Source organism: Segatella copri (genome assembly GCF_019249795.2).
Taxonomy (GTDB): Bacteria; Bacteroidota; Bacteroidia; order Bacteroidales; family Bacteroidaceae; genus Prevotella; species Prevotella copri_B.
This window is the reverse complement of the sequence record NZ_CP156891.1, coordinates 1,926,075-1,944,930: the sequence shown is the minus strand read 5'-3', so window position 1 is coordinate 1,944,930 and position 18,856 is coordinate 1,926,075. Positions and strand designations below refer to the sequence as shown.

Below are 18,856 nucleotides of genomic sequence, written 5' to 3'. Positions count from 1 at the left end.
CTGCCGAATATGGAAAGAAAAAGAGATAAATATGTTTAAAGTTCCTGCTTTATTTATCCCAAAGCTGATAGTCGATTACCTTATTGTCGTTGGGCTGAATGCTGTCGCTTGCCGAAGATGCAGGTTCTTGGGCACTCTTCTCCAGATGATAATAGCTCCCAGCCAGGGCTGCCAGTAGGGCGATGATGAGGGCACAGAGCAGGAGCAAGGCGTGGCGGTAACGGGGCGTACAGGACAGGCGTTGGCGCAGTTGGGCGATGTTTTGCGGACGGCTTTGCGGGTCGCGGCAACTACAGATTTCTGCCATCTTGCTGAGCGCCTTATCGCCCGTAGCCTTGGCCATGTCGCCCAGAACCATGCCCAGAGAATAAATATCGGCACGCGGTTCAGCCTTGGCAGCTGGTAGCATCTGTTCGGGAGCAATATAGCCCGAAGTTCCGGCTGGCGATTTCAATACGCAGAAAGAATCGCTATCCGAGAGACCGAAATCTATGAGTTTCACGTTCTGCCCGTTATGTGTAATCATGATGTTGGAAGGCTTCAGATCGCGATGAATCATCTGTTTGTTGTGCATGTATTCCAGCGCATCCATCAGCTGTCCTGCTATCTTGCGGGCGAGTTCTGCCGAGAGGGCATTCTTCTTGATGAGCTGCTCCAGATTATCGCCGTCAATATATTCCATCACCACTACCGTGCCCAGGTTGTCAACCTTTTCCAGGTCGATGGTACGGCAGATATTGGGATGTTCCAGCTGCTGGCCTATTTCAAACTCCTTGGCGAGTGCCTGGCGGTAAATAGGGGTGTAGAGAAAATCGTTCTTGAGACATTTCAACATGAAACGCTTGCCGTATTTGGTGGCTGTAAAGATGCGTGTATGGCCCGAAATAGACACGTAGCATTGGTGGAGATTGCTGAATGCATCCTCCACAGGCAAGGGGTTTGAATTGCTCATCTCCTTGCTGATATCCTCGGTAAATCCCGATGTCGTTTTCTTCTTCTTTTCTTCAGTTTCTTCCATGCTCACGGATTCCTCTTTTTCTTGATTACTGTTATTTTATTTCTCGTTGATGCTGATGACGGTAAGTCCACCGTTTCTGCCGGCTACGAACGAGGCTGTACGCTCGCCGTCACGCTCGATGTAGGGCAGGAAGAGGGGCTGTTCCTTGATGAAACAGCCTGTTACGAAGCGGTCGCCAGGCTGCAGCTTGCTGTTCTCTGATTTCTCTATTTCATAGGTACTGTCGCCCAGATAGCGGAGCTGCAGCAGACGGTTGGGACTCCAACCGATAGAAACAAGAGAACCTTCTTGCAAATCGCTACTAACCAGCTGGTTTGCCTTGAAGAAGGAACTGTTGTACTTGGTGCTTGTCTTGAGCCAATGGGTAAATTCCATGTAGTTCCGATGACCGATATATTGGGAAAGCACATCGAGGGTTACCATGCGTGGCTTGTGATTGTCGCTCACATAACCATAGAGTCGTTTGAGGGTTGATGGCGAAATAGTTCCACTTGCTTTCTTCTCCAGATAGAGTGAAAACTCTTCGAAGTCGGTTGTCGTGGCAAGAATCTTGCCGTATTTCTGTTCTACGAGTGATTTGAGCTCTTCTATTTCGGGTGTTGTCATAATTTATCTTTTAATTATATGATTATTCAACATTTTTATTCTTCTACTATATGGGTGAATTTACCCCATATTTTATGGTTCTGATAGCTCTTTTTCATGCCTGCAGGCACGTGGAGCACGCAGGTGGCGAAGAAGTCTTCTACCTTGTTGGCGAAGGCGTTTTCTTCGCAGTAAGGAATCATGGAAGCTGAAACATAAAGGTCGGTAAGCGGACTTCCGTCGAAGGCGTAGTTGCTGATTTGTTCTGTGTTGGCTCCCAGATACACTTTCGTGAGTTTCCGGCAGCCTTGGAAAACGCCTGTAGGAATCAGCTTGATGCCTGCCCCAAGATGTATTTCCTTTATCTGACTGTCCATGAAGGCGCCTTGTCCTAATGTTTCAACGTTGTCTGACAGATAAAACGCCTCGATGCTGCATTCCTTGAAGGCGTAGGCGCCAATGGAGGTAAAGGCGGAAGGAAGGGTGTATTTGCCCTTCTTGCCCATCGGAAACCAGATGATTCTGTTGCCTTCTGCATTCAGCAAGACGCCGTCCTGACTCTTGTAGTTAGCGTTGGCAGGCGAAACCGTAAGGGCTTCGAGCGCCGTGCATCCGCTGGAAGGGAGAATGCTGCCTGCTGAGGCAGGAATTTCTATCTTGCGGAGCGAAGTACAATCGGCAAATGCATCTTTCTCTATGGTGGTTGCATCGGCTGGGAGAACTACGTGGGTGAGTTTTTCGCAACCGGCAAATGTGCCTTGCACAATCTGGTTTTCTGCAGCTTCGTGATGATAAGGACCTACCATTCCGCCTGCTGCGAGGTGAACGTCGGTAAGGTCTATATCCGATAGCTTGCCGGGGGTGACTGCGTTATCGTTGTCGCGCCCCATCATCATTCTCATACAGCTGAGGTCTTCGCCGTTCAGGGTTCCGGCTATGGTCAACTGGGTATATTCGTAAAGATGATTGCCCATCAGCTGGATCAGTTCACCTGTTTCGTTTAGCGTAATGGCGTCGCTCGTATCATATTTGATGGCGGTTCCTATGGTTTCTCCTACCCTATTCCGAGCGAAAGGCTGGAATTCATAGTGGGCATTCCGCTCCAGATTTCCGATGCGCAACTTGATTTTTCCCTTCTTTCCGTCAAAGTTTTCTACGATGCATTTCTGCTTGTTCTCCGGCTTGCCGGTCAGATAAACGTAGCATCCGGTTTCGGTCATCGGCTCGCCACCATCATCGGTTATTTCGTAGCTTACGAATGCGCTCATCGGTCCGTGACTCAAGAGCGTAGCCGACGATAGTTTCGGACTTATATTGGGCTGGGTGGTGAAACTCATCATGTTGCTGGTTGTGGTTGTTCGCCCGTTGTTGCCCTGCAGCATATAATAATAGGTAGTGCCCGCTTTGAGCCCCGTCAGAACCAGCGAGACGTCAGCTCCCTGGGCATGAACCTCGCTGGTATTGAGGTTCATGCTCTCCGAAGTGCCGTATCTGAACAGGAGTTTCGGCATTTCTGTTTCTCCCTCTATGGTGGCTGATCCGTTGAGGGTAGCCTCTGTTCGGGTGATGTGGGTCGCCTCTGTGGTTATCAGGTGCGGTTCCAGATAGGCAGGCTTATCGCTATTGCTGCAACCTGCCATCATCATGTTTCCTATCAGGAGGGCAAGAAATCTGATGCTGCGTAATATGCTTTTTATGTTCATTTCTTACTTCTTTTGTTTTCCGATTTTAATACCTATGCCGATGCTGCCCTGCCATTGTTTCCCGGCGATGGTGATGGCTGAGGCTGCGATGCTCACTCTGTTGAACGAGGCGAGCACACCTAGCTGGGCTGCGAAGCCTTTGTGGGTAAGGTCTTCGTTGAGCAGGTATCCGCCTCCGCTGCTCTCGGTCTGCTGCCAGGCTGTAGCGGCTTTGCCGTAGCCTACGCCTTCGAAGAGACAGAAGCCATGCGTGATGTGGTGGATGGCTCCAGCGGTAAAGGTGTAGTTCTGGTGGCGTGTATTGCCTGTATAATAAGGTTTGATGCTGCTGCCCGGCGTGAAACCTTCTTTGTTGCAGGTTCCCTCTGTGCTGCCTATGCTCTTGAGGTTGCTGCTGGCATGGATGAAGAAGCCGTGGCGGCGCATCAGGGCGAAGAAGAGACCATAGGACGGTCCGTCTTCATGAAGGGATAGCGTGGCGAGCGTGTAGAGGGCGAGTGGCATCTTCTTACGTACTTGTGGAATGGCAATCGTATCTATTACCGTCTTTACCTCTACGATGGTGTCGTGCTTCTCCTGGATGATAGGAGTAGGCTTGGGCAGTTTCAGTTTCAGCTCGTAGGTCATTCTGCTTTCCAGCGGTTTGCTGAACCGGTAATCGCGGAGCACGCCCCATTCCGGATGCTTGATGGTGAGCAGTTTGGAGCCTTTAGGAAGATAGAGCCAGATTTCGCCCACTTTATCTTTTCGCGATACGATTCCTAGCGGGGTGGAGAAGGCAAAGTCGGAGGGTGCTTCTACCTTCACCAGGGCGCAAGGTTCATCGTTGAGGTCGCGCACGGGGGTGATAAAGGCACTCACGTCGTTGGGCAACAGGCGAAAACCTGCTACCGAAAACTCTTGTGCCTGAACGGATGCTGACCACAGGCTTAATATGAATAAGAGTATCATCATATTATTCTAAATTAAAGTCTTGTATACTGATTACATCGTCTCTGCTATGTACGGTTCCTGCCGGTTGCCAGGTGCGCACGTGGATGAGTGGCATGGACGGGTTGCGGAAATCCCAGAGCAGAAAGAGATAGCCGTCGTCTGCGTAGCGGTCGCTCTTGTATTGCTGCCGGAGGGTGACGCCATAAATGCCGTCCATCGTAGGATGGCGCATGATGCGGAATCCCGAGAATTTCAAGTCTATCTTCTGGTTGGCTGTAAATACCTTCGCCAGTCTTGAAATATAGTCTTTCTTCGAGTGAATGGCGTAGGTTACCTTTGCTTCAGCCTGACACTTGTTGTCGTTGGCTACTGGTTTTATCACGTTTCCTACGATGATGAGTGCCTTGTCGCTAAATACCTGTTTCAGGAAATCTAGATCCTTGGTGGTATAGGCTCTGCGGAAATGTTCGCAGTAGTTGAGGATGGTATGGCGGCGTCTGGCATCGGTCTCTGTGAGTTTGCCCTGCATGATTTTCGAGGCTTCCTTGTAGAAAGGATTCGACTGTGCCATCGTCTTGAGATTTACCTGCGAAAGATGGCTGGTCTTTCCTGCTTTTGGTGCATTCGCTTGCCTGCTTGCCTGTTCTTCCGGTTGGTAATCAGCCGCACTCTTCGTGCCTTCTTCCGTCTCTCCGTTCATCAGCATCTGCGCCTGCTGCCTGTTGGCTTCCGGAACCGCATTTTTATTGTCTTCTGTGAATACTACCATACCCTGGCGGTCGATAAATCCCTCTCTCTTAGAGTTTTGCTCGCGGAACCGGAGCTGCCCGTTGCGGAAACGGGTGTCTAGCAGACAGCCACGCAAAGGGATGGTAAACAGCTCGTTTCCGTCTGCATCTTCTACCACGTATCGCTTGCCTTTCGCGCCGTTGTCCTGTTCTACAAGTTCCAGTCCTTCGTTCACTCCGTATCGGATTTCCTGACAGTCGCCTTTATAAACGGCAGAGGGCAGCAGCCACAAGGCTGCCACCCATCCTCCGAGAAGGAATGCTAGAAGGGATAATATCAATACCGTTTTCTTCATTTATAATTCTCTGTATTCTTATCATTCATAGCCCTTCGGGAGAAAGGCTTTCTTATTTATTTCCCCCAGTTCTGAATCTCACCGCCTATCTCTATCTTCACCTGGTCTGGGTTGTCAGAAATGATGAAGTTGACAAGATGTTCGGTTCCGGGTTTAAACTGGAATCTGCTCTCGTAGAGATAACTTACACCTTTCATTACCACCTCGATGAGTGGTCTTCGGTTTTCGATGCGTTGAGGCACGATGATGGCCGAGTAGATGTAGTCGCTCTCCTGATGGGCGATGATGCTCTGCTGGGTTCCTTTCACATAACGGGTTGCCACGCCTGCCTGAAGGTCGATGGTGGCTGTAGGTACCGTACTGTGGATGGTTACCTGAGCATGGGTAGGCATGTCTCCCTCAAAGTCTTCGCCCTTGATCAGGCGTATCTTGAGCTTGCTCATGATGTGCTTGAAGTTGAGGCTGATAGGGGAGTTGGATGCCTGGATGTCCTTGCTGGTGGCAAAGAGCAGGTCGCTTGCCTCGTAACCGCCGGGTGCAGTTGCCGTCTTCGGGGTACTCTGGTCGAGAGCTACGCTGAAAGGCTGGTCTGTCGTGCTGCTTATGCCCTGGATGTATGGGTAGTAAGCGTAGGCGTTGTAGGTGCCTTCGTCCCAATAGAGGGTGCGGGCGGCTTCCCATTTGCTGCCATCGTAGGTGAGCGCTTCGTTGTTCACGAGATTGCCGCCTATTTCGAGTGGAGCCTTGCTTTCTGCCACGTAGAGACCTATCTTGTCGTTTGACTCGAAACTGGTTGCCGTGGCACGGCTCTGGCCGGGATAGTTTACGGCAAAAGTCATCGGCGTAGATTGGGCATCCTTGAAGCGGGAGGTTGTTTCCACCTCCTCGCTACATGAAACCATTCCTAATATAGCCAACGCAAAACTGGTGTATCTTATTATATGTTTCTTCATTTTTTTCTTGTTTTAATGGTCCATATTCTGATTTACCTTGCCTTCGCTCTTAGCGATGCTTTCTAACCTTTGCCATTTTCAGCGGACTGCCTTTATGGAAGACTGGAGCATGCTGGTAGGTTCCGGATGTGCGTTGGTCGCCATTGCCGCCGAAAGCACGGCTCTCTACGATTCCCGCATCCCGCTTGTCGTTCTTAACGAAGTCTTCGAAACTGTAGGTTTCTCCGGCATAAGCCTTGATGCGCTTCACGATACTCTCACGGCTGATGGTGCTGTAGTAAGGAATATCGTTGTTCATGCAGGAGTTCGGCTCCGAACGGAATACGCCTCGGTTGTGCATGTAGCCTCCCTCGTAGATATCTACGATGTCGCTATATCGGTCGTCGAAAATCAGATGACTCCAGCCTACGCTATGCATCTTGCCGGTAAGTTCCAGGTTATCAAACCAACCAAGCGATTTGGCTGCGTTGAATTCAAGAACGTGTCCGCAGCAAGAACATCCACAGAAATCGATGAAGGCGTTGTGATAAATGTACTCATCGCCCAACTTTCCGAATCCGTGTCCGCCTGCCTCATGCTGGATGACGCCGCGGGTATCGAGCGGATAACCGTAGGTACTCTGCGGACAGAAAGCAATAGCCGAACCATCTTCCCACATCTGGCAGATGCCGCCGTAATCGGTAGAATTAGGAACCATGATGATCAGGGTTTGATTCAGATTGCCCTTGTTGACGGTTGGAGCGCCCAGAGCATAATCGAATACTTCATCATAATCTGCTTTCAATCCTACGCCACCGGTAAAGGTGGTACTGAATCGGTTGTAGCGGATGGTGTTCACGGTTCCTACGCCCGATTCCGTAGAAAGCGGAATGGCGGTATAAACGTTGAAGTAATCACGGTAAGTCTTGTAAGGCTCGATACCGAAGAAATACTCCACTTCCTGCTTGATATCCTTCAGATATTTGCCGCTGGCAATATCCTTTGCGTTAAAGCCGTCGCCGAGCAGAACGATGTTGATTCCACCATTATTGCCCTTGGTAGCCTTCTGCAGGGTAATCCATTCGTCCTCGCCATATTCATAACCATACTGCGAAACGCTACATTCGTGGGTGTAGTCTTTGTCCTTCAGTCGGAACACCACCTTTCCATCACGGCTAGCAGCATTCTTAGCCATTCCCTTGATGGTCAAAGTAACTTCTGTCTTCTTGTTGCCGCTGGCAGGAGAAACTTCACACCAGTCTGGCTTGCTGGCTACTTCCCATTCGCCCTCGGCGTTAATTACCAGTTTCTGCTTATGCTCCGTGCTCAAGGCGCAGGCTACAGATGGACGGCAAACGAGCTCGTGGTGAGCTGCGATTCGCTTGAAGTCGCACCAGCCTGGTGCTGCCTGATACTGGGAAATGGCAGATTCAGGAACTTCGAGAGTGAAGTTATCCTTGGCTACGCCGTTGAAAGCACCACTCAAAACACGTGCAGGAACCTCTCCCCTGCAAACGATGCTGTAAATGCCAAAATCGTTGGCAAAAGCACCACCATTCTCTCCCCATGTTGGTTCATAACCAATACTAGATAGGCTTTCTGGGAAAATGAGTTGTTCTATACTACGGCAATTAGCAAAAGCTCCAGCACCAATTGATTCTAGCCCGTCAGGAAATTCCAAAGTACCCATCAGGCGCCAGTTCCCGGCAAAAGCGTTTCTGCCGATAGATACAAGACCTTTTGGTAATTTTAATTCTCCAGAAAAATCACATCCAGCAAATGTACTCTCGCCTACAGAAGTTAAGTTTTTAGGTAGGTTCAACTCTCCTTTTAGTGGAACATTATTAAAAGCACCTTGATTGATGCTTGTTATTCCATCATGAAGTTGGAGTGTACCATTAAAACCTGTACCGCCAAATGCGTTTTGATTAATGGTTTTTACACCTTGTGGTATTTTAAGACTTCCCGTAAGATTATTGTCATTACAAAAAGCCCCATCACCTATGTATTCAAGTTTATCAGGTAAAACTAAATTGCCGTAATAACCTGGATTCGATGCAAATACATTATGTCCAATATATTTCAGATTGTTTGGCAACTTTAACTCACAATTAAAATGACAGCCGTCAAACGCACCTCCAATATCTACTGCACCTCCACCTCCAATATATTCCAAGGTTGTTGGTAGAGAGAGCGAGCCTGTTAAGGAATTACACCAAAGAAATGCACTAGGACCGATGCGAGTTACTCCATCTGGTATGATGATAGAACCAGTTAGATTTACACAATCTCTGAAGGCTCTTTCACCAATACCTGTAAGACTATCTGGAAGAACGACACGGACTAATGTGTTCTTTTCATCAAATGCACGTTGATGAATTACATATTTTCTCTCGACATCATCATGAGCTTTTTCGCCAGAAAACCATGGTTGTAGGCCAAAAGATCCGTAAACAATAGCTTCTTTCATATTCAGAGATTGAAGATTGCTCATTTCGTCACGCATAAATTCAAAGTCTGTTGGTCCTATCTCGCCGGTAATCTTAAGATTCTTGAGTTTTGTATAGTCCTTATTAGCCGCAGCAATCGCCTCTTTCAGATGCCCTTTCGTTGAGTTGATAACCACGTACTCCTTCGCTGTAGCATCATGGCTTACCAAATCATTCTCCCAAGGAGTAATGCTTTCGCTTACCAAAGTCAGCTTGTAAGCGCCGCTTCCGGTCTGCTTATCTACTTTGATACCGAAGTTCATCATCTTACCGGATACGTAGGTAAAAGCCTCGTTCTTAGTGAACTTATAAGGTACGCCGCCGATGGTGATGCTGAAGAGGGTTGTGCCGGCAGCCACGGTTTGAGGAACCACGATGGTGCGCCACTCGTCGTTAGTACGAGATGGGATGGTCATGGTGTTCTCTACAGCACTTGCAGTCTTGATATCGCCAGTAGAAAGGTTGATGCTTGCCTTGCGGGCTACGTTGGCTGTCAGAACAATCTTCTCCAGATTCGCCCATTCGCCCTCGGCAAAACCGGAACCCTGAATCAGGGTAACGCGGGCATTAGACATGCGATGCGCCATAGGCAAACGGATTACGCTGGTGGTAGGAGCCACATCCGACACCTTGCCCCAGAGAAAATCGCTCGCTTCGTAGCCACCCATTTCGCCATTCTCGGTAGCCTTGCTCTGGTCTTTCTGAACCTCAAACTGATAATCCTCTATGCTCTCAGGATTGGCAAAAGGATAGTAGCCATACACATCAATATGCGTATGCTTGTCTTTCCAGAAAAGGTCATAAGCGGAGTTCCACTTATAGTTAGGCTCATCGAAAGTGTGGCGCACATTATCGCCACGGTTGCCGTTTACCTTCAAGGTTCCCGGCTTGTTTCCCTCGTAATCTACGATATAAACGCCCATCACGTCGCCGTTGCAGAAACCGTTGTCGTTGACGCGGGTTACGGCAAGCTGGTCGATATCGCCCGAGAGTTGGATGCGGTTGCTGTCGTGCTGCTCGGTCTTGTCGCCGAAGAAGTCATCGCTACAGCCTGTCAGTAGCATGGCTCCTGCCGCAAGCAGATATAATAAGGTATGTTTTACTCTTTTCATAAATAATTCGTTTTGGGGAGATGACTTTTCTCTAGAAGAAAGATCATCTCGTATTATTTCTAGGATAGAAAATCGTCTGTACTTTTTTATTCGGCTGTACCACCATAGTCGATACCGTCGTCTTCCCACTTGCTGATGTTTACATTCACGCCGTTGCTGGTCTTGCTGAGCGTAACGGTAAACTTATGCTTCTTGCCAGCCTCGAAAGCGGAAAACTTGGATGACTTAGGAAGATTGAAATCTCTGCCGTCAACATTTACGGTAATGAGATTTCCTTCGCCTACGGCTTGCGGAATGATGAGCGCCTTGTAGCTGTTGCCTTCTTCCTTGAGCGGAATGAGGTCTGTATCATCGCCCTTGGCTGTTACGGCACCTGTAGAAAGATTGGCTGTAGCCTGTGTTTTCAGACGGTTGATTTTTACGCTAATCTTGGCTGCAGCAAGCGAAGCCTCTGTAAATCCGTTTCCTGCCACGAGTTTGATAATCATCAGGCTCAACACGTGCTTGGCTTCTATCTTCACGGCGCTTTCTGTAGGAGTTGCATTTGTAGTCTTGCCTATCAGAAGTTCGCTAGCCTTGTAGTTCTCGGTTGTACTCTGGTCTGTATTTACAGTCCAAGGCATCGCCTCTATGTTGCTGATAGAACTTGTATATGGATAATAAATGTAGAAATCGGCGGGGGTGCTGTTGTCTTTCCAGTAGGTTGGAGTTGCAGCCTTCCAGGTTCCATCATAGGTGAATTTCGTGTTGTCTATATAGTTACCTGTCGTTTGGAGTGTTGCGGCAGAGCCGTCGGCTTGATGGTTGACGACAAACAGGCCTATCTGGTCGCCCGCTTCGAAAGCCAGATCTGTAGCACGGCTTTGTATCGAAGTGCTGATGTTGATAGGTACTTTTGCTGCAGGGGTAGGCTTGGGTGTCGGGTCCAGTTCGGAACTGCCACCAGAGCATGCGGTTAACGCGAGTAGCATGCTCCCTACGATTGCTAGATGCTTCTTCTGTTTCATGATTTCTTTGTTTAATATGATTACTTTTCCTAGGTGTATCTGGAACTGTCAGTTTCATTTACTCTGCAAAGGTATGAAAAAATGTGGTGTTATACAAGTTCATAATGGTCCATATATGGAAAAAGTTGCTAAACAACATATTTTCAGAGGCTAAAAGGAGGGTGAACTCAAAGAAAAAAGGCAGTTTCCTGCATGTAGGAAACTGCCTTTCTCTTCAAAGTGGGGATTGCCCCGTCTGTTATCTGATGATTTTCATTACATCTTCGATGGTGCGGTTGAATGGTCCGTTGTGCTCCAGCTTGATGGTACACATGGCTGCCGCAAACTTGCCGGCTTTTACCGGATTGGCTCCCTGCAGGCGCTTGTAGAGATAGCCTGCCGAATAGGTATCGCCGCATCCGGTAGCATCTACTACTTCATGAGGAGGATAGGCTGGAATGTCGTAGAACGTATCATCTACATAAACCAGCGAACCCTCGCTACCCAGGGTGATGATAACCTCGGCTACGCCCCAGGCATGAATCAGCTTGGCGGCTTCCTTCGGGTCCTTCAGTCCGGTAATGGTCTCCATTTCGGTCTCATTCACCTTCAGATAATAGGTGTTCTTGAGCACATCTAGCTTGTCCTTCCAGTCGATGGCGTAAACTTTCTCGTCTCTCACCTCGCGCAGATATCCCTGCACATCGATGGAAACTTTTCCCTTCTTGGCAAGAAAGGCAACCACTTCTGGCGAGAAATCATCGCTCAGCAGACTGCCCAGGTGGAAGACCTTGGCCTCTACATGCTCCAGCTGCTGGATGGTGAAAGGATCTGCCTTGGCAAGCACACGCTGCTTACGGTCGTTAGGATTATCGCCATAAATATTCTCGAAGAAAACCGTATTGCGCGATGGGTTCAAGGTGACGTCTATTCCAGCCTTGAGCATCTTCTCAACCGGTTCCTTCTCGGTAGGATCCATCGCCGTAATGAGCGAGAAACTTACATCCTTTGGCAATTGGTTGATGGCGTAGGCAAAATAAAAAGAGGTGCCGCCAGCCATGTAAACCGTACTGCTCGGGGTCACGATTTTATCCTTTGTTACGTGCCCAATACAACAAATATCTTTCATTCTTATTACATTTTGCGGATGCAAAGGTACTGCAAATCGAGAATAATACAAAAAAAAATGGGAATTATTTTGTTTTGTTCGCATTTTAATGTACCTTTGCATCAAGAAAAAGCAATTTTAAAATATTATCTAGAATAGATATAAAGAAACATTATGTGGTTTGATAATTTAATCAACGTGCATTCGGCGGTGCAAGGCATCGTCATCCTGTCTTTGATTTGTACTTTGGGTCTTGCCCTCGGCAAGATTCATGTCAAAGGAATCTCCCTTGGCATAGCCTTCGTATTCTTCGTGGGTATTATAGCGGGTCATCTCGGTCTCTCTATTGACCAGAACATGCTGGAGTTTGCAGAAAGCTTCGGTCTTACCATGTTTGTGTATGTGCTGGGTCTTTATGTGGGTCCTAACTTCTTCGGTTCGATGCGTCACGAAGGCATTTCGCTCAATCTCTGGAGTCTGGCTGTCATCCTGGTGGGAACCTTGTTCTCGCTCGGCTTGTGCTGGATTTTGCCAATCAGTCTGCCTGATATGATGGGCATTCTGTGTGGCGCCACAACCAATACGCCTGCCCTTGGTGCTGCCCAGCAGGCGTTGCAGCAGTTGGGCTTGCCTAGCGAAGGTGCGGCTCTGGGCTGTGCCGTTACTTATCCGTTGGGTGTTGTGGGCGTTATCCTGGCGATGATGCTCTTGCGCAAACTCTTTGTGAAACCGGAAGATCTGGAGATTCGCAAAAATGATGATGACGACCATACGTCTATCGGACAATACGTAATCGTGAATCCTGCCCTGAACGGCAATACCATCGCAGAGATTACGATGATGACGCATCGCAAGTTCATCATCTCCCGTGTGTGGAGAGGCGAACAGGTGATAGTTCCTCAGGCTGATACGGTTCTTCATACGAATGATAATGTGCTCGTGGTTACCAATAAGGACGAGGTTTCGGCGATGCAGATTCTCTTCGGAAAGAAGGTGGATAAGGAGTGGAATAATGATAAGGTAGACTGGAATGCGATTGATGCGAAGGTAGAAAGCCGCATTATCGTTGTAACCCGTCCGGGACTGAACGGTAAGCGCCTGGGCAGTCTGCAGATGCGAAATTCCTATGGCGTGAATGTGAGCCGAGTGCTTCGTGGTGATATCCGTCTGCTTGCTACAGATGACCTCCGTCTGCAGTACGGCGACCGACTGACGGTAGTTGGCGACCCTACGAGTATCGACCATGTAGAGCTGTTCCTGGGTAATGCCGTAAAGACTCTGAACGAGCCAAACCTCGGCGCCATCTTCCTCGGAATCATTCTCGGTCTTGCTGTGGGAACCATTCCTCTGGATATTCCTGGAATGACGGCTCCTGTACGTCTGGGTATTGCTGGCGGTCCTATCGTGATGGGTATTCTGATTGGTGCGCTCGGTCCTCGTGTGCATTTCATCTCTTACATGACGCGAAGTGCGGGTCTGATGCTGCGAGAACTGGGTCTTGCCCTCTATCTCGGTTGCTTGGGTTTGGCAGCTGGTGGACAGTTCTTCCAGACGGTAGTCCGTCCGGAAGGTTTGATGTGGGTAGGCATCGGTTTCCTTATCACGGTTGTGCCTGTGGTTGTCGTAGGTCTTATCATCCTGAAGACCAAGAAGTATGACTTCGGCAGTATCTGCGGAATCCTCTGTGGAAGTATGGCGAATCCGATGGCGCTTACTTACGCCAACGAGACGCTGGATGGCGATACGCCAAGTATCAGTTATGCTACGGTTTATCCGCTCGGCATGTTTATCAGAGTGGTGATAGCTCAGGTTATCGTGATGTTCTTTGTCTGATGTTACGATGTTTTCATCTGTTTCTGCGGATTCTGTCATCCGCAGATATGAAGAAAGGCTGGTTTCGGTTAGAAATCAGCCTTTCTTGTTATAGTCATCTTCTTTCCCGTCATCGGGTGCTCAAATGTGATTTCCTCTGCATGAAGATGCAGTCTTGTTGCCGGCTCGTTGCCATAGAGCGGATCGCCGATGATAGGGGCATTCAGACCTTCCTGATGAGCACAATGCACTCTCAGCTGGTGCGTTCTGCCCGTTTTAGGATAGAGCGCCAGGCGAAGATGGGTATCGTCAATACGCTCTAGAACCTCGTATTCTGTAATGGCTTCCTTGCCCTGTTCGCGGTTTACCATCTGTCGTGGACGGTCTAGGAAATCTGCCATCAGGGGGAGCGAGATGTAACCTCTTCCGCTTTCTGCTTCTTTCAGAATCCGGTTGCACGATTCCTTGTCTTTTCCGCAAACGATGGCTACGTATTTCTTCTGAACCCGATGATTCAGAAACTCCTTCTGCAGGCGATGATAGGCAAATTCGGTCTTGGCAACAATCATCAGTCCGCTTGTTGCCATGTCCAGACGATGGACGATGAGCGGACCGGTAGCTTCCTGATATTTCCTGCGCATCAGAGCGTAGACGGAAGGCTGGGCTGCATCTTTCCCCGGAACCGAGAGTAAACCTTCGGGCTTATAGATGACTGCCAGTTCATGGTCTTCGTAGAGCGTTTCCACCTTATTATATATAGTAGTTTCGGTCTGTTGGGTTTCAAAGACTGTTTTAGGCAGCATCCAATGTAGTATCGGTTTGCATTTTCCGTTGCAGGCAGGATAAAACTGAAGATGATGTCTGATTTCTTCTTTCGGACTCTCTCCCCACCAGAACATCGCCATCTGCAGAGGCTTGTAGCCATGTTGGTAAGCGTATTGCAGGAGTTTCGGCTCGCAGCATTCTCCACTTCCGGCAGGTGGAATCTTAACCGCCTCGTCCTTGAAAATCTCCAGCAGATCCTTGGTTTCTCCTTCCGCATTCAGCATCTGGAATTTCGAAAACAGCCATTGCTGAAGTTCTTCAGATAACTGTTTGCGGAGCTGTTTCGCACTTTTCAAATCCTTTTCGTAGTTTTCGTATAGCGTTTCGTACGCCGTCTTTTCGTTTATCGACTTTTTCAGCCTCTTCAGCTCTGCCTTCATAAACTGGCTCTCTTTTATCATCGCTTTCTCCTCTTCCTCGCTCAGGGGCGTTCCTGCCGAAAGGGCTTCCTGGCGCCTTGCATCTCGCTTTTCCTTTGCTTCTTTTATCTTTGTCTGATAGTTTGCGATAACTTCCTGGCGCTTTTGCTGCAAATCATCAATCAGGTTTTTCGCCTTTATCAGGTTTTCGTTGGCTTCAAACTGTCTGATTTGCTGGTTCATTTCCGAAATCTCAGCCTCATGTACCTTGAAATATCCGTCGGGTTGAAGATAATCGAAAACGGCTGGCACAAAACCTTCCCAGTCGCTTCTGCCGCCAATCTGTCCGCTATAAGCTTTCAGATAGCCAATCTTACTGTTGTCGGCTTCTACGATGAGTACGCCGAACATCTTTCCACGGTCTATTTCCTCCCGCCAGTCGTTTCGCTGTGAGAGTTCATCCTGCAACTCTCTGCATGCTTCGATGCAGAGCGGATGAGGTTCGTAGCTGAATGGATTGTTCATCCTTTCAGGCATATTTTGGGGGGTGATGTTTTTAAATAATTGCATTTCCATGCTACAAAGATACACATTTAAACGCGTTTTAGTTCATATTTTATATAAAAAATGAGTTTTTCAGTTATTTTTTTGTTTATTTGGATTTTTTGTTGTACTTTCGCCAACGAGAACTTAAATTCATTTAAAAATAGTCTATCATGGCAAGTGAATATAGAAAGATAATGTTGGTGCAGATAAAGAATGGAGTGTGCCTTCTGTGCATATTCGCTCTTATGCTGTTGCTTGCCGCTTGCTTCTCCCTTCACACCACGCAGGCAGAGGTAAGATCCTTTAGCGTTATCCTGTTACTGGTCATCGGTTTGCTGCTAATGAGCGTGTTGGCTCTCATCGCTTTCATCCGTTACAAATGGATGCGCAGCAAGCATCAGCATCATGAGGAGATGAACCGGATGATGGCTCTGAAGATGGAGAATGTGCGCAATCGTTTCTCGCCTCATTTTGTATTTAATGTGCTCAATATCTTCGTATCTAATCTTCCGAAGGGGGGTTAATGTCAAACCGCTTCAGCTCCTGATACAGGTACTGCGTGCCTACTTGCTTTCTTGCGATAAGATGGCGGTAAGTTTGGAAGAGGAACTGCAGATGGTGACGAGCTATTCTACTCTTCGCCATGAAACCAATCCGTTCCTTCCGATGCCTCAGTTCCATGTTGCCAAGGATGTGGATATGAAGCTCATGCTGCCGTCTATGATTATCCAGATTCCTGTAGAGAATGCTTTGAAACATGCTTTTGTGGGAATGAAAGAGACGGGAGATAAGCCTTTGCTGGATGTAAACATCTGGGTTGAGGACGATATGCTCCGCATAGATGTTACAGACAACGGATGTGGAGTTTCGGGTACCGTTGGCAAGAAAAAGAAAAATTGTGCTGCCAGTACGGGAACCGGATTGAGAATTCTGAACAGTACCATCGAAATGCTTAATGCAAGCAACGAACGCAAGATGTTTTTCAAGATGCAGAGCAACAGAGGAGCATCAGAAGAGGAGGGTGGTACCAGGAATAGAGGAATATGTGTAAGTATCGGAGTTCCATGTAATTACGATTATAATGTCTTTAAGTAAGAAACTTTTCATAAGAATTTAAAACGAAATAACATGCAAGATAGAATTAAGGTTGTGATTGTGGACGATGAACCACAGAGCATCCACAGGTTGCAGGATGATTTGGCAACTCTGGAAGATTTTGAGGTGATTGCCACATCCTCTTCGGCGGTATCGGCAAAGAATCTGGTGATGAGCATACAGCCCGATGTGCTGTTCATCGATGTTGAAATGCCTGGACAGACGGGTTTTGAGGTGTTGCAATCTCTGAGAGATGAAATTCCGATGGACCTTATCGTAGTATTTTACAGCGCCTTCGATAAGTATATGATTGATGCGCTCAGAGCCTCTGCCTTCGATTTCCTGTTGAAACCTTATCAGCAGGATGAGTTTGAACTGGTGGTAGACCGAATCCGGCAGAAAATGAAAGATGGAGATGATGTGGATGAAGATGATTCTTCCGTTCCAGAGTCCTCTTCCTGTTCTTCTGAATCAGTCTTGGCTTCTCAGAAGACTCAGGATTTTTCGGGAATGAATGGGATGCTGGGAACAGCAGCCAAGCGTCTTGCCATTCAGACCATTTCGGGTTTATTGATGTTGAAGCCCGATGATGTGTTCAGTTGCACTTTTGATGAGGCTACTCATCTTTGGCAGTTGAAGTTGTCGAATGGGCAGGTTTATAAATTGAAGAGGCAGGCCACGGCAAAGACCATCCTTTCCATGTCGCCTTCTCTGGCTCAGGTTCGTCAGGATTGCATCATCAATCTCGATTATCTTCTCTGCATCGAGAATTATACGCTCCGCTGCATCTTTTCTCCTCCTTTCGACCATGAGGAAATCACGGTTTCCCGCCGCTGTTATAAGGCGGTAAAGGATCAGTTGGAGATATTGTAGTAATAGGGAAAAAATAGGGTGTGCAAGATATAGTCTTTGCACGCCCTCTTCTTCTATGTTTTTATTCTTCAGTAATTCCCCAATCCAATAGCCTGTTTCACTTCTTGGTTTGGGAAACCTAAGAAATAGCCAAATTCATCGCTCGACTTGATGGTAAGGTAACCCGTCTGATAGAGAAAGAGTTCGGCACCACCATTTATGACATCAGAACTCTCAAGAGTCTTGCGTAAAATCGGACAATTTTCGAAATTTCGTAAGCGCAGTTCCATGTTGTCCACAAACTTAGGTAGCATGGAGGTTGCTCCTGATGAAACCCAGAAACAGCTCAAGTCTTGTGCGTCGAGTGCATTAAGGAGACTGAAAGGATTGTAGATGTCCACCATGTTTCTGCGACTGAAATGGTATCCATCGTAGTAATCCTTCAGGTTATCATGAGTTTGCTGCAAGGTCCACTCGTTCACTTCAGCCATTCTTTCCAGTTCCGGCTTGAAGTTCTCCCCGATTTCTTCTTCTGTAATACCGCAGATAGCAGCATATTCAGGAAGGAAACTGATATTGGTCAGGTTGTTGAGAACTGAGAAAAGAGAAATCTGCGTAAACTTGGTGATACCCGTAATGAAGACGAAACGTTGGTACGCATCATCAGCTTTCAAGATGGAAAATACACTTCTATATACTTCTGTGCAACCCTCACGCTCGGGAGTTTTCCACGAGTGCTGGAGAGGAGAGTCGTACTCATCGATAAGAATGGCAACCTTGAGCCCTGTTTGTTCATAGGCGGTTTTAATGATGAGGTCGAAGCGATTTCCTAGTGAATCTGTTGGCTTAATATGGATGCCATATAATTGCTCATAAACATCAAAAGTTCGATCCAGGTATGCCTTAACTTCATTTGCAGTCGCTCCCCCTCGGCTCATGTCGAGTCGAATAACAGGGTACTGCTTCCAGTCTTTCTCCAAATCCATGATTTTCAGTCCTTCGAAGAGCTCTTTTCTTCCTTCGAAGTAAGCCTGGAGTGTATCAACAAGCACAGACTTACCGAATCGGCGAGGACGGCTCAAGTAATTATACTTTAAACCTTGGTTCGCCAATTTCCAAACCATGTCAGTTTTGTCAACATAGAGGTATCCTTCCTCTCTGATAACATTGAAAGACTGTATGCCTACCGGCAGCTTTCTGAATTTATTGTTTGCCATAATCTTTTCTCCTATTCCTATCTTTAGCCGCAAAGATACGGTTATTTTTTGAATCATGCAAGTTTTTGGCAATTAAAAAGATGTAAATAGATACCTGATAAAAGAATATATTGTACATGCTTCAGAAAAAAGCAATTTTTCTTGGTTTATTCACAGAAAAAGCTTACTTTTGCACCATAATAGAGGAGAATTATAATAAA

The 18,856-nt window shown here is 47.6% G+C and carries 15 protein-coding genes; 4 read left to right on the top strand and 11 right to left on the bottom strand.

What is annotated here, in order from left to right; translation table 11 throughout:
• Positions 1 to 49: 49 nt before the first annotated feature.
• From KUA48_RS08225 to KUA48_RS08185, 9 genes are all read right to left on the bottom strand, one after another.
• Positions 50 to 1,018 (bottom strand): serine/threonine-protein kinase, encoded by a 969-nt coding sequence (locus KUA48_RS08225; protein ID WP_153073681.1) that lies wholly within the window; start codon positions 1,016 to 1,018, stop codon positions 50 to 52.
• A 36-nt stretch (positions 1,019 to 1,054) separates the two neighbouring features.
• Positions 1,055 to 1,624, bottom strand: coding sequence for a hypothetical protein (locus KUA48_RS08220; RefSeq protein ID WP_218432660.1), 570 nt, complete (start codon positions 1,622 to 1,624; stop codon positions 1,055 to 1,057).
• Between the two features lie 35 nt (positions 1,625 to 1,659).
• Positions 1,660 to 3,306: a leucine-rich repeat domain-containing protein gene (locus tag KUA48_RS08215; RefSeq protein ID WP_218432662.1), complete on the bottom strand. Its 1,647-nt coding sequence runs from the start codon at positions 3,304 to 3,306 to the stop codon at positions 1,660 to 1,662.
• A 3-nt stretch (positions 3,307 to 3,309) separates the two neighbouring features.
• Complete coding sequence (locus KUA48_RS08210; protein ID WP_218432664.1) at positions 3,310 to 4,260, bottom strand: hypothetical protein; 951 nt, start codon at positions 4,258 to 4,260, stop codon at positions 3,310 to 3,312.
• Position 4,261: 1 nt separating this feature from the next.
• Positions 4,262 to 5,323: a hypothetical protein gene (locus KUA48_RS08205; protein WP_218432665.1), complete on the bottom strand. Its 1,062-nt coding sequence runs from the start codon at positions 5,321 to 5,323 to the stop codon at positions 4,262 to 4,264.
• Between the two features lie 56 nt (positions 5,324 to 5,379).
• Positions 5,380 to 6,276: a fimbrillin family protein gene (locus KUA48_RS08200; protein WP_218432667.1), complete on the bottom strand. Its 897-nt coding sequence runs from the start codon at positions 6,274 to 6,276 to the stop codon at positions 5,380 to 5,382.
• 49 nt (positions 6,277 to 6,325) lie between these two features.
• On the bottom strand, positions 6,326 to 9,856 hold the full coding sequence (locus tag KUA48_RS08195) for a fimbrillin family protein (RefSeq protein ID WP_218432669.1): 3,531 nt from the start codon (positions 9,854 to 9,856) through the stop codon (positions 6,326 to 6,328).
• An 86-nt stretch (positions 9,857 to 9,942) separates the two neighbouring features.
• Positions 9,943 to 10,863, bottom strand: coding sequence for a fimbrillin family protein (locus tag KUA48_RS08190; protein WP_218432671.1), 921 nt, complete (start codon positions 10,861 to 10,863; stop codon positions 9,943 to 9,945).
• Between the two features lie 238 nt (positions 10,864 to 11,101).
• The gene (locus KUA48_RS08185; protein ID WP_218432672.1) at positions 11,102 to 11,971 is read right to left on the bottom strand and encodes a PfkB family carbohydrate kinase; all 870 of its coding nucleotides are present in this window, start codon (positions 11,969 to 11,971) and stop codon (positions 11,102 to 11,104) included.
• Between the two features lie 153 nt (positions 11,972 to 12,124).
• Here KUA48_RS08185 and KUA48_RS08180 point away from each other — a divergent pair, with 153 nt between their 5' ends.
• On the top strand, positions 12,125 to 13,783 hold the full coding sequence (locus KUA48_RS08180; RefSeq protein WP_218432675.1) for a putative transporter: 1,659 nt from the start codon (positions 12,125 to 12,127) through the stop codon (positions 13,781 to 13,783).
• A 68-nt stretch (positions 13,784 to 13,851) separates the two neighbouring features.
• On the opposite strand, the gene KUA48_RS08175 is transcribed toward KUA48_RS08180, so the two are convergent.
• A complete protein-coding gene (locus tag KUA48_RS08175) occupies positions 13,852 to 15,471 on the bottom strand; it encodes an RluA family pseudouridine synthase (RefSeq protein ID WP_256624439.1) in 1,620 nt (539 codons plus the stop codon).
• 191 nt (positions 15,472 to 15,662) lie between these two features.
• Between KUA48_RS08175 and KUA48_RS08170 the strand changes: the two genes are divergently transcribed.
• From KUA48_RS08170 to KUA48_RS08160, 3 genes are all read left to right on the top strand, one after another.
• Positions 15,663 to 16,016 carry a hypothetical protein gene (locus KUA48_RS08170; RefSeq protein ID WP_369503208.1) on the top strand — a complete coding sequence of 118 codons (354 nt, stop codon included), beginning with the start codon at positions 15,663 to 15,665 and terminating at the stop codon, positions 16,014 to 16,016.
• A gap of 61 nt (positions 16,017 to 16,077) precedes the next feature.
• Positions 16,078 to 16,587, top strand: coding sequence for an ATP-binding protein (locus tag KUA48_RS08165; RefSeq protein WP_218432680.1), 510 nt, complete (start codon positions 16,078 to 16,080; stop codon positions 16,585 to 16,587).
• Between the two features lie 33 nt (positions 16,588 to 16,620).
• Positions 16,621 to 17,460, top strand: a complete 840-nt coding sequence (locus KUA48_RS08160) for a LytTR family DNA-binding domain-containing protein (protein ID WP_218432681.1) — start codon at positions 16,621 to 16,623, stop codon at positions 17,458 to 17,460.
• A 68-nt stretch (positions 17,461 to 17,528) separates the two neighbouring features.
• Here KUA48_RS08160 and KUA48_RS08155 read toward each other — a convergent pair whose 3' ends face one another.
• Positions 17,529 to 18,656, bottom strand: coding sequence for an AAA family ATPase (locus KUA48_RS08155; protein ID WP_256624440.1), 1,128 nt, complete (start codon positions 18,654 to 18,656; stop codon positions 17,529 to 17,531).
• Positions 18,657 to 18,856 lie beyond the last annotated feature (200 nt).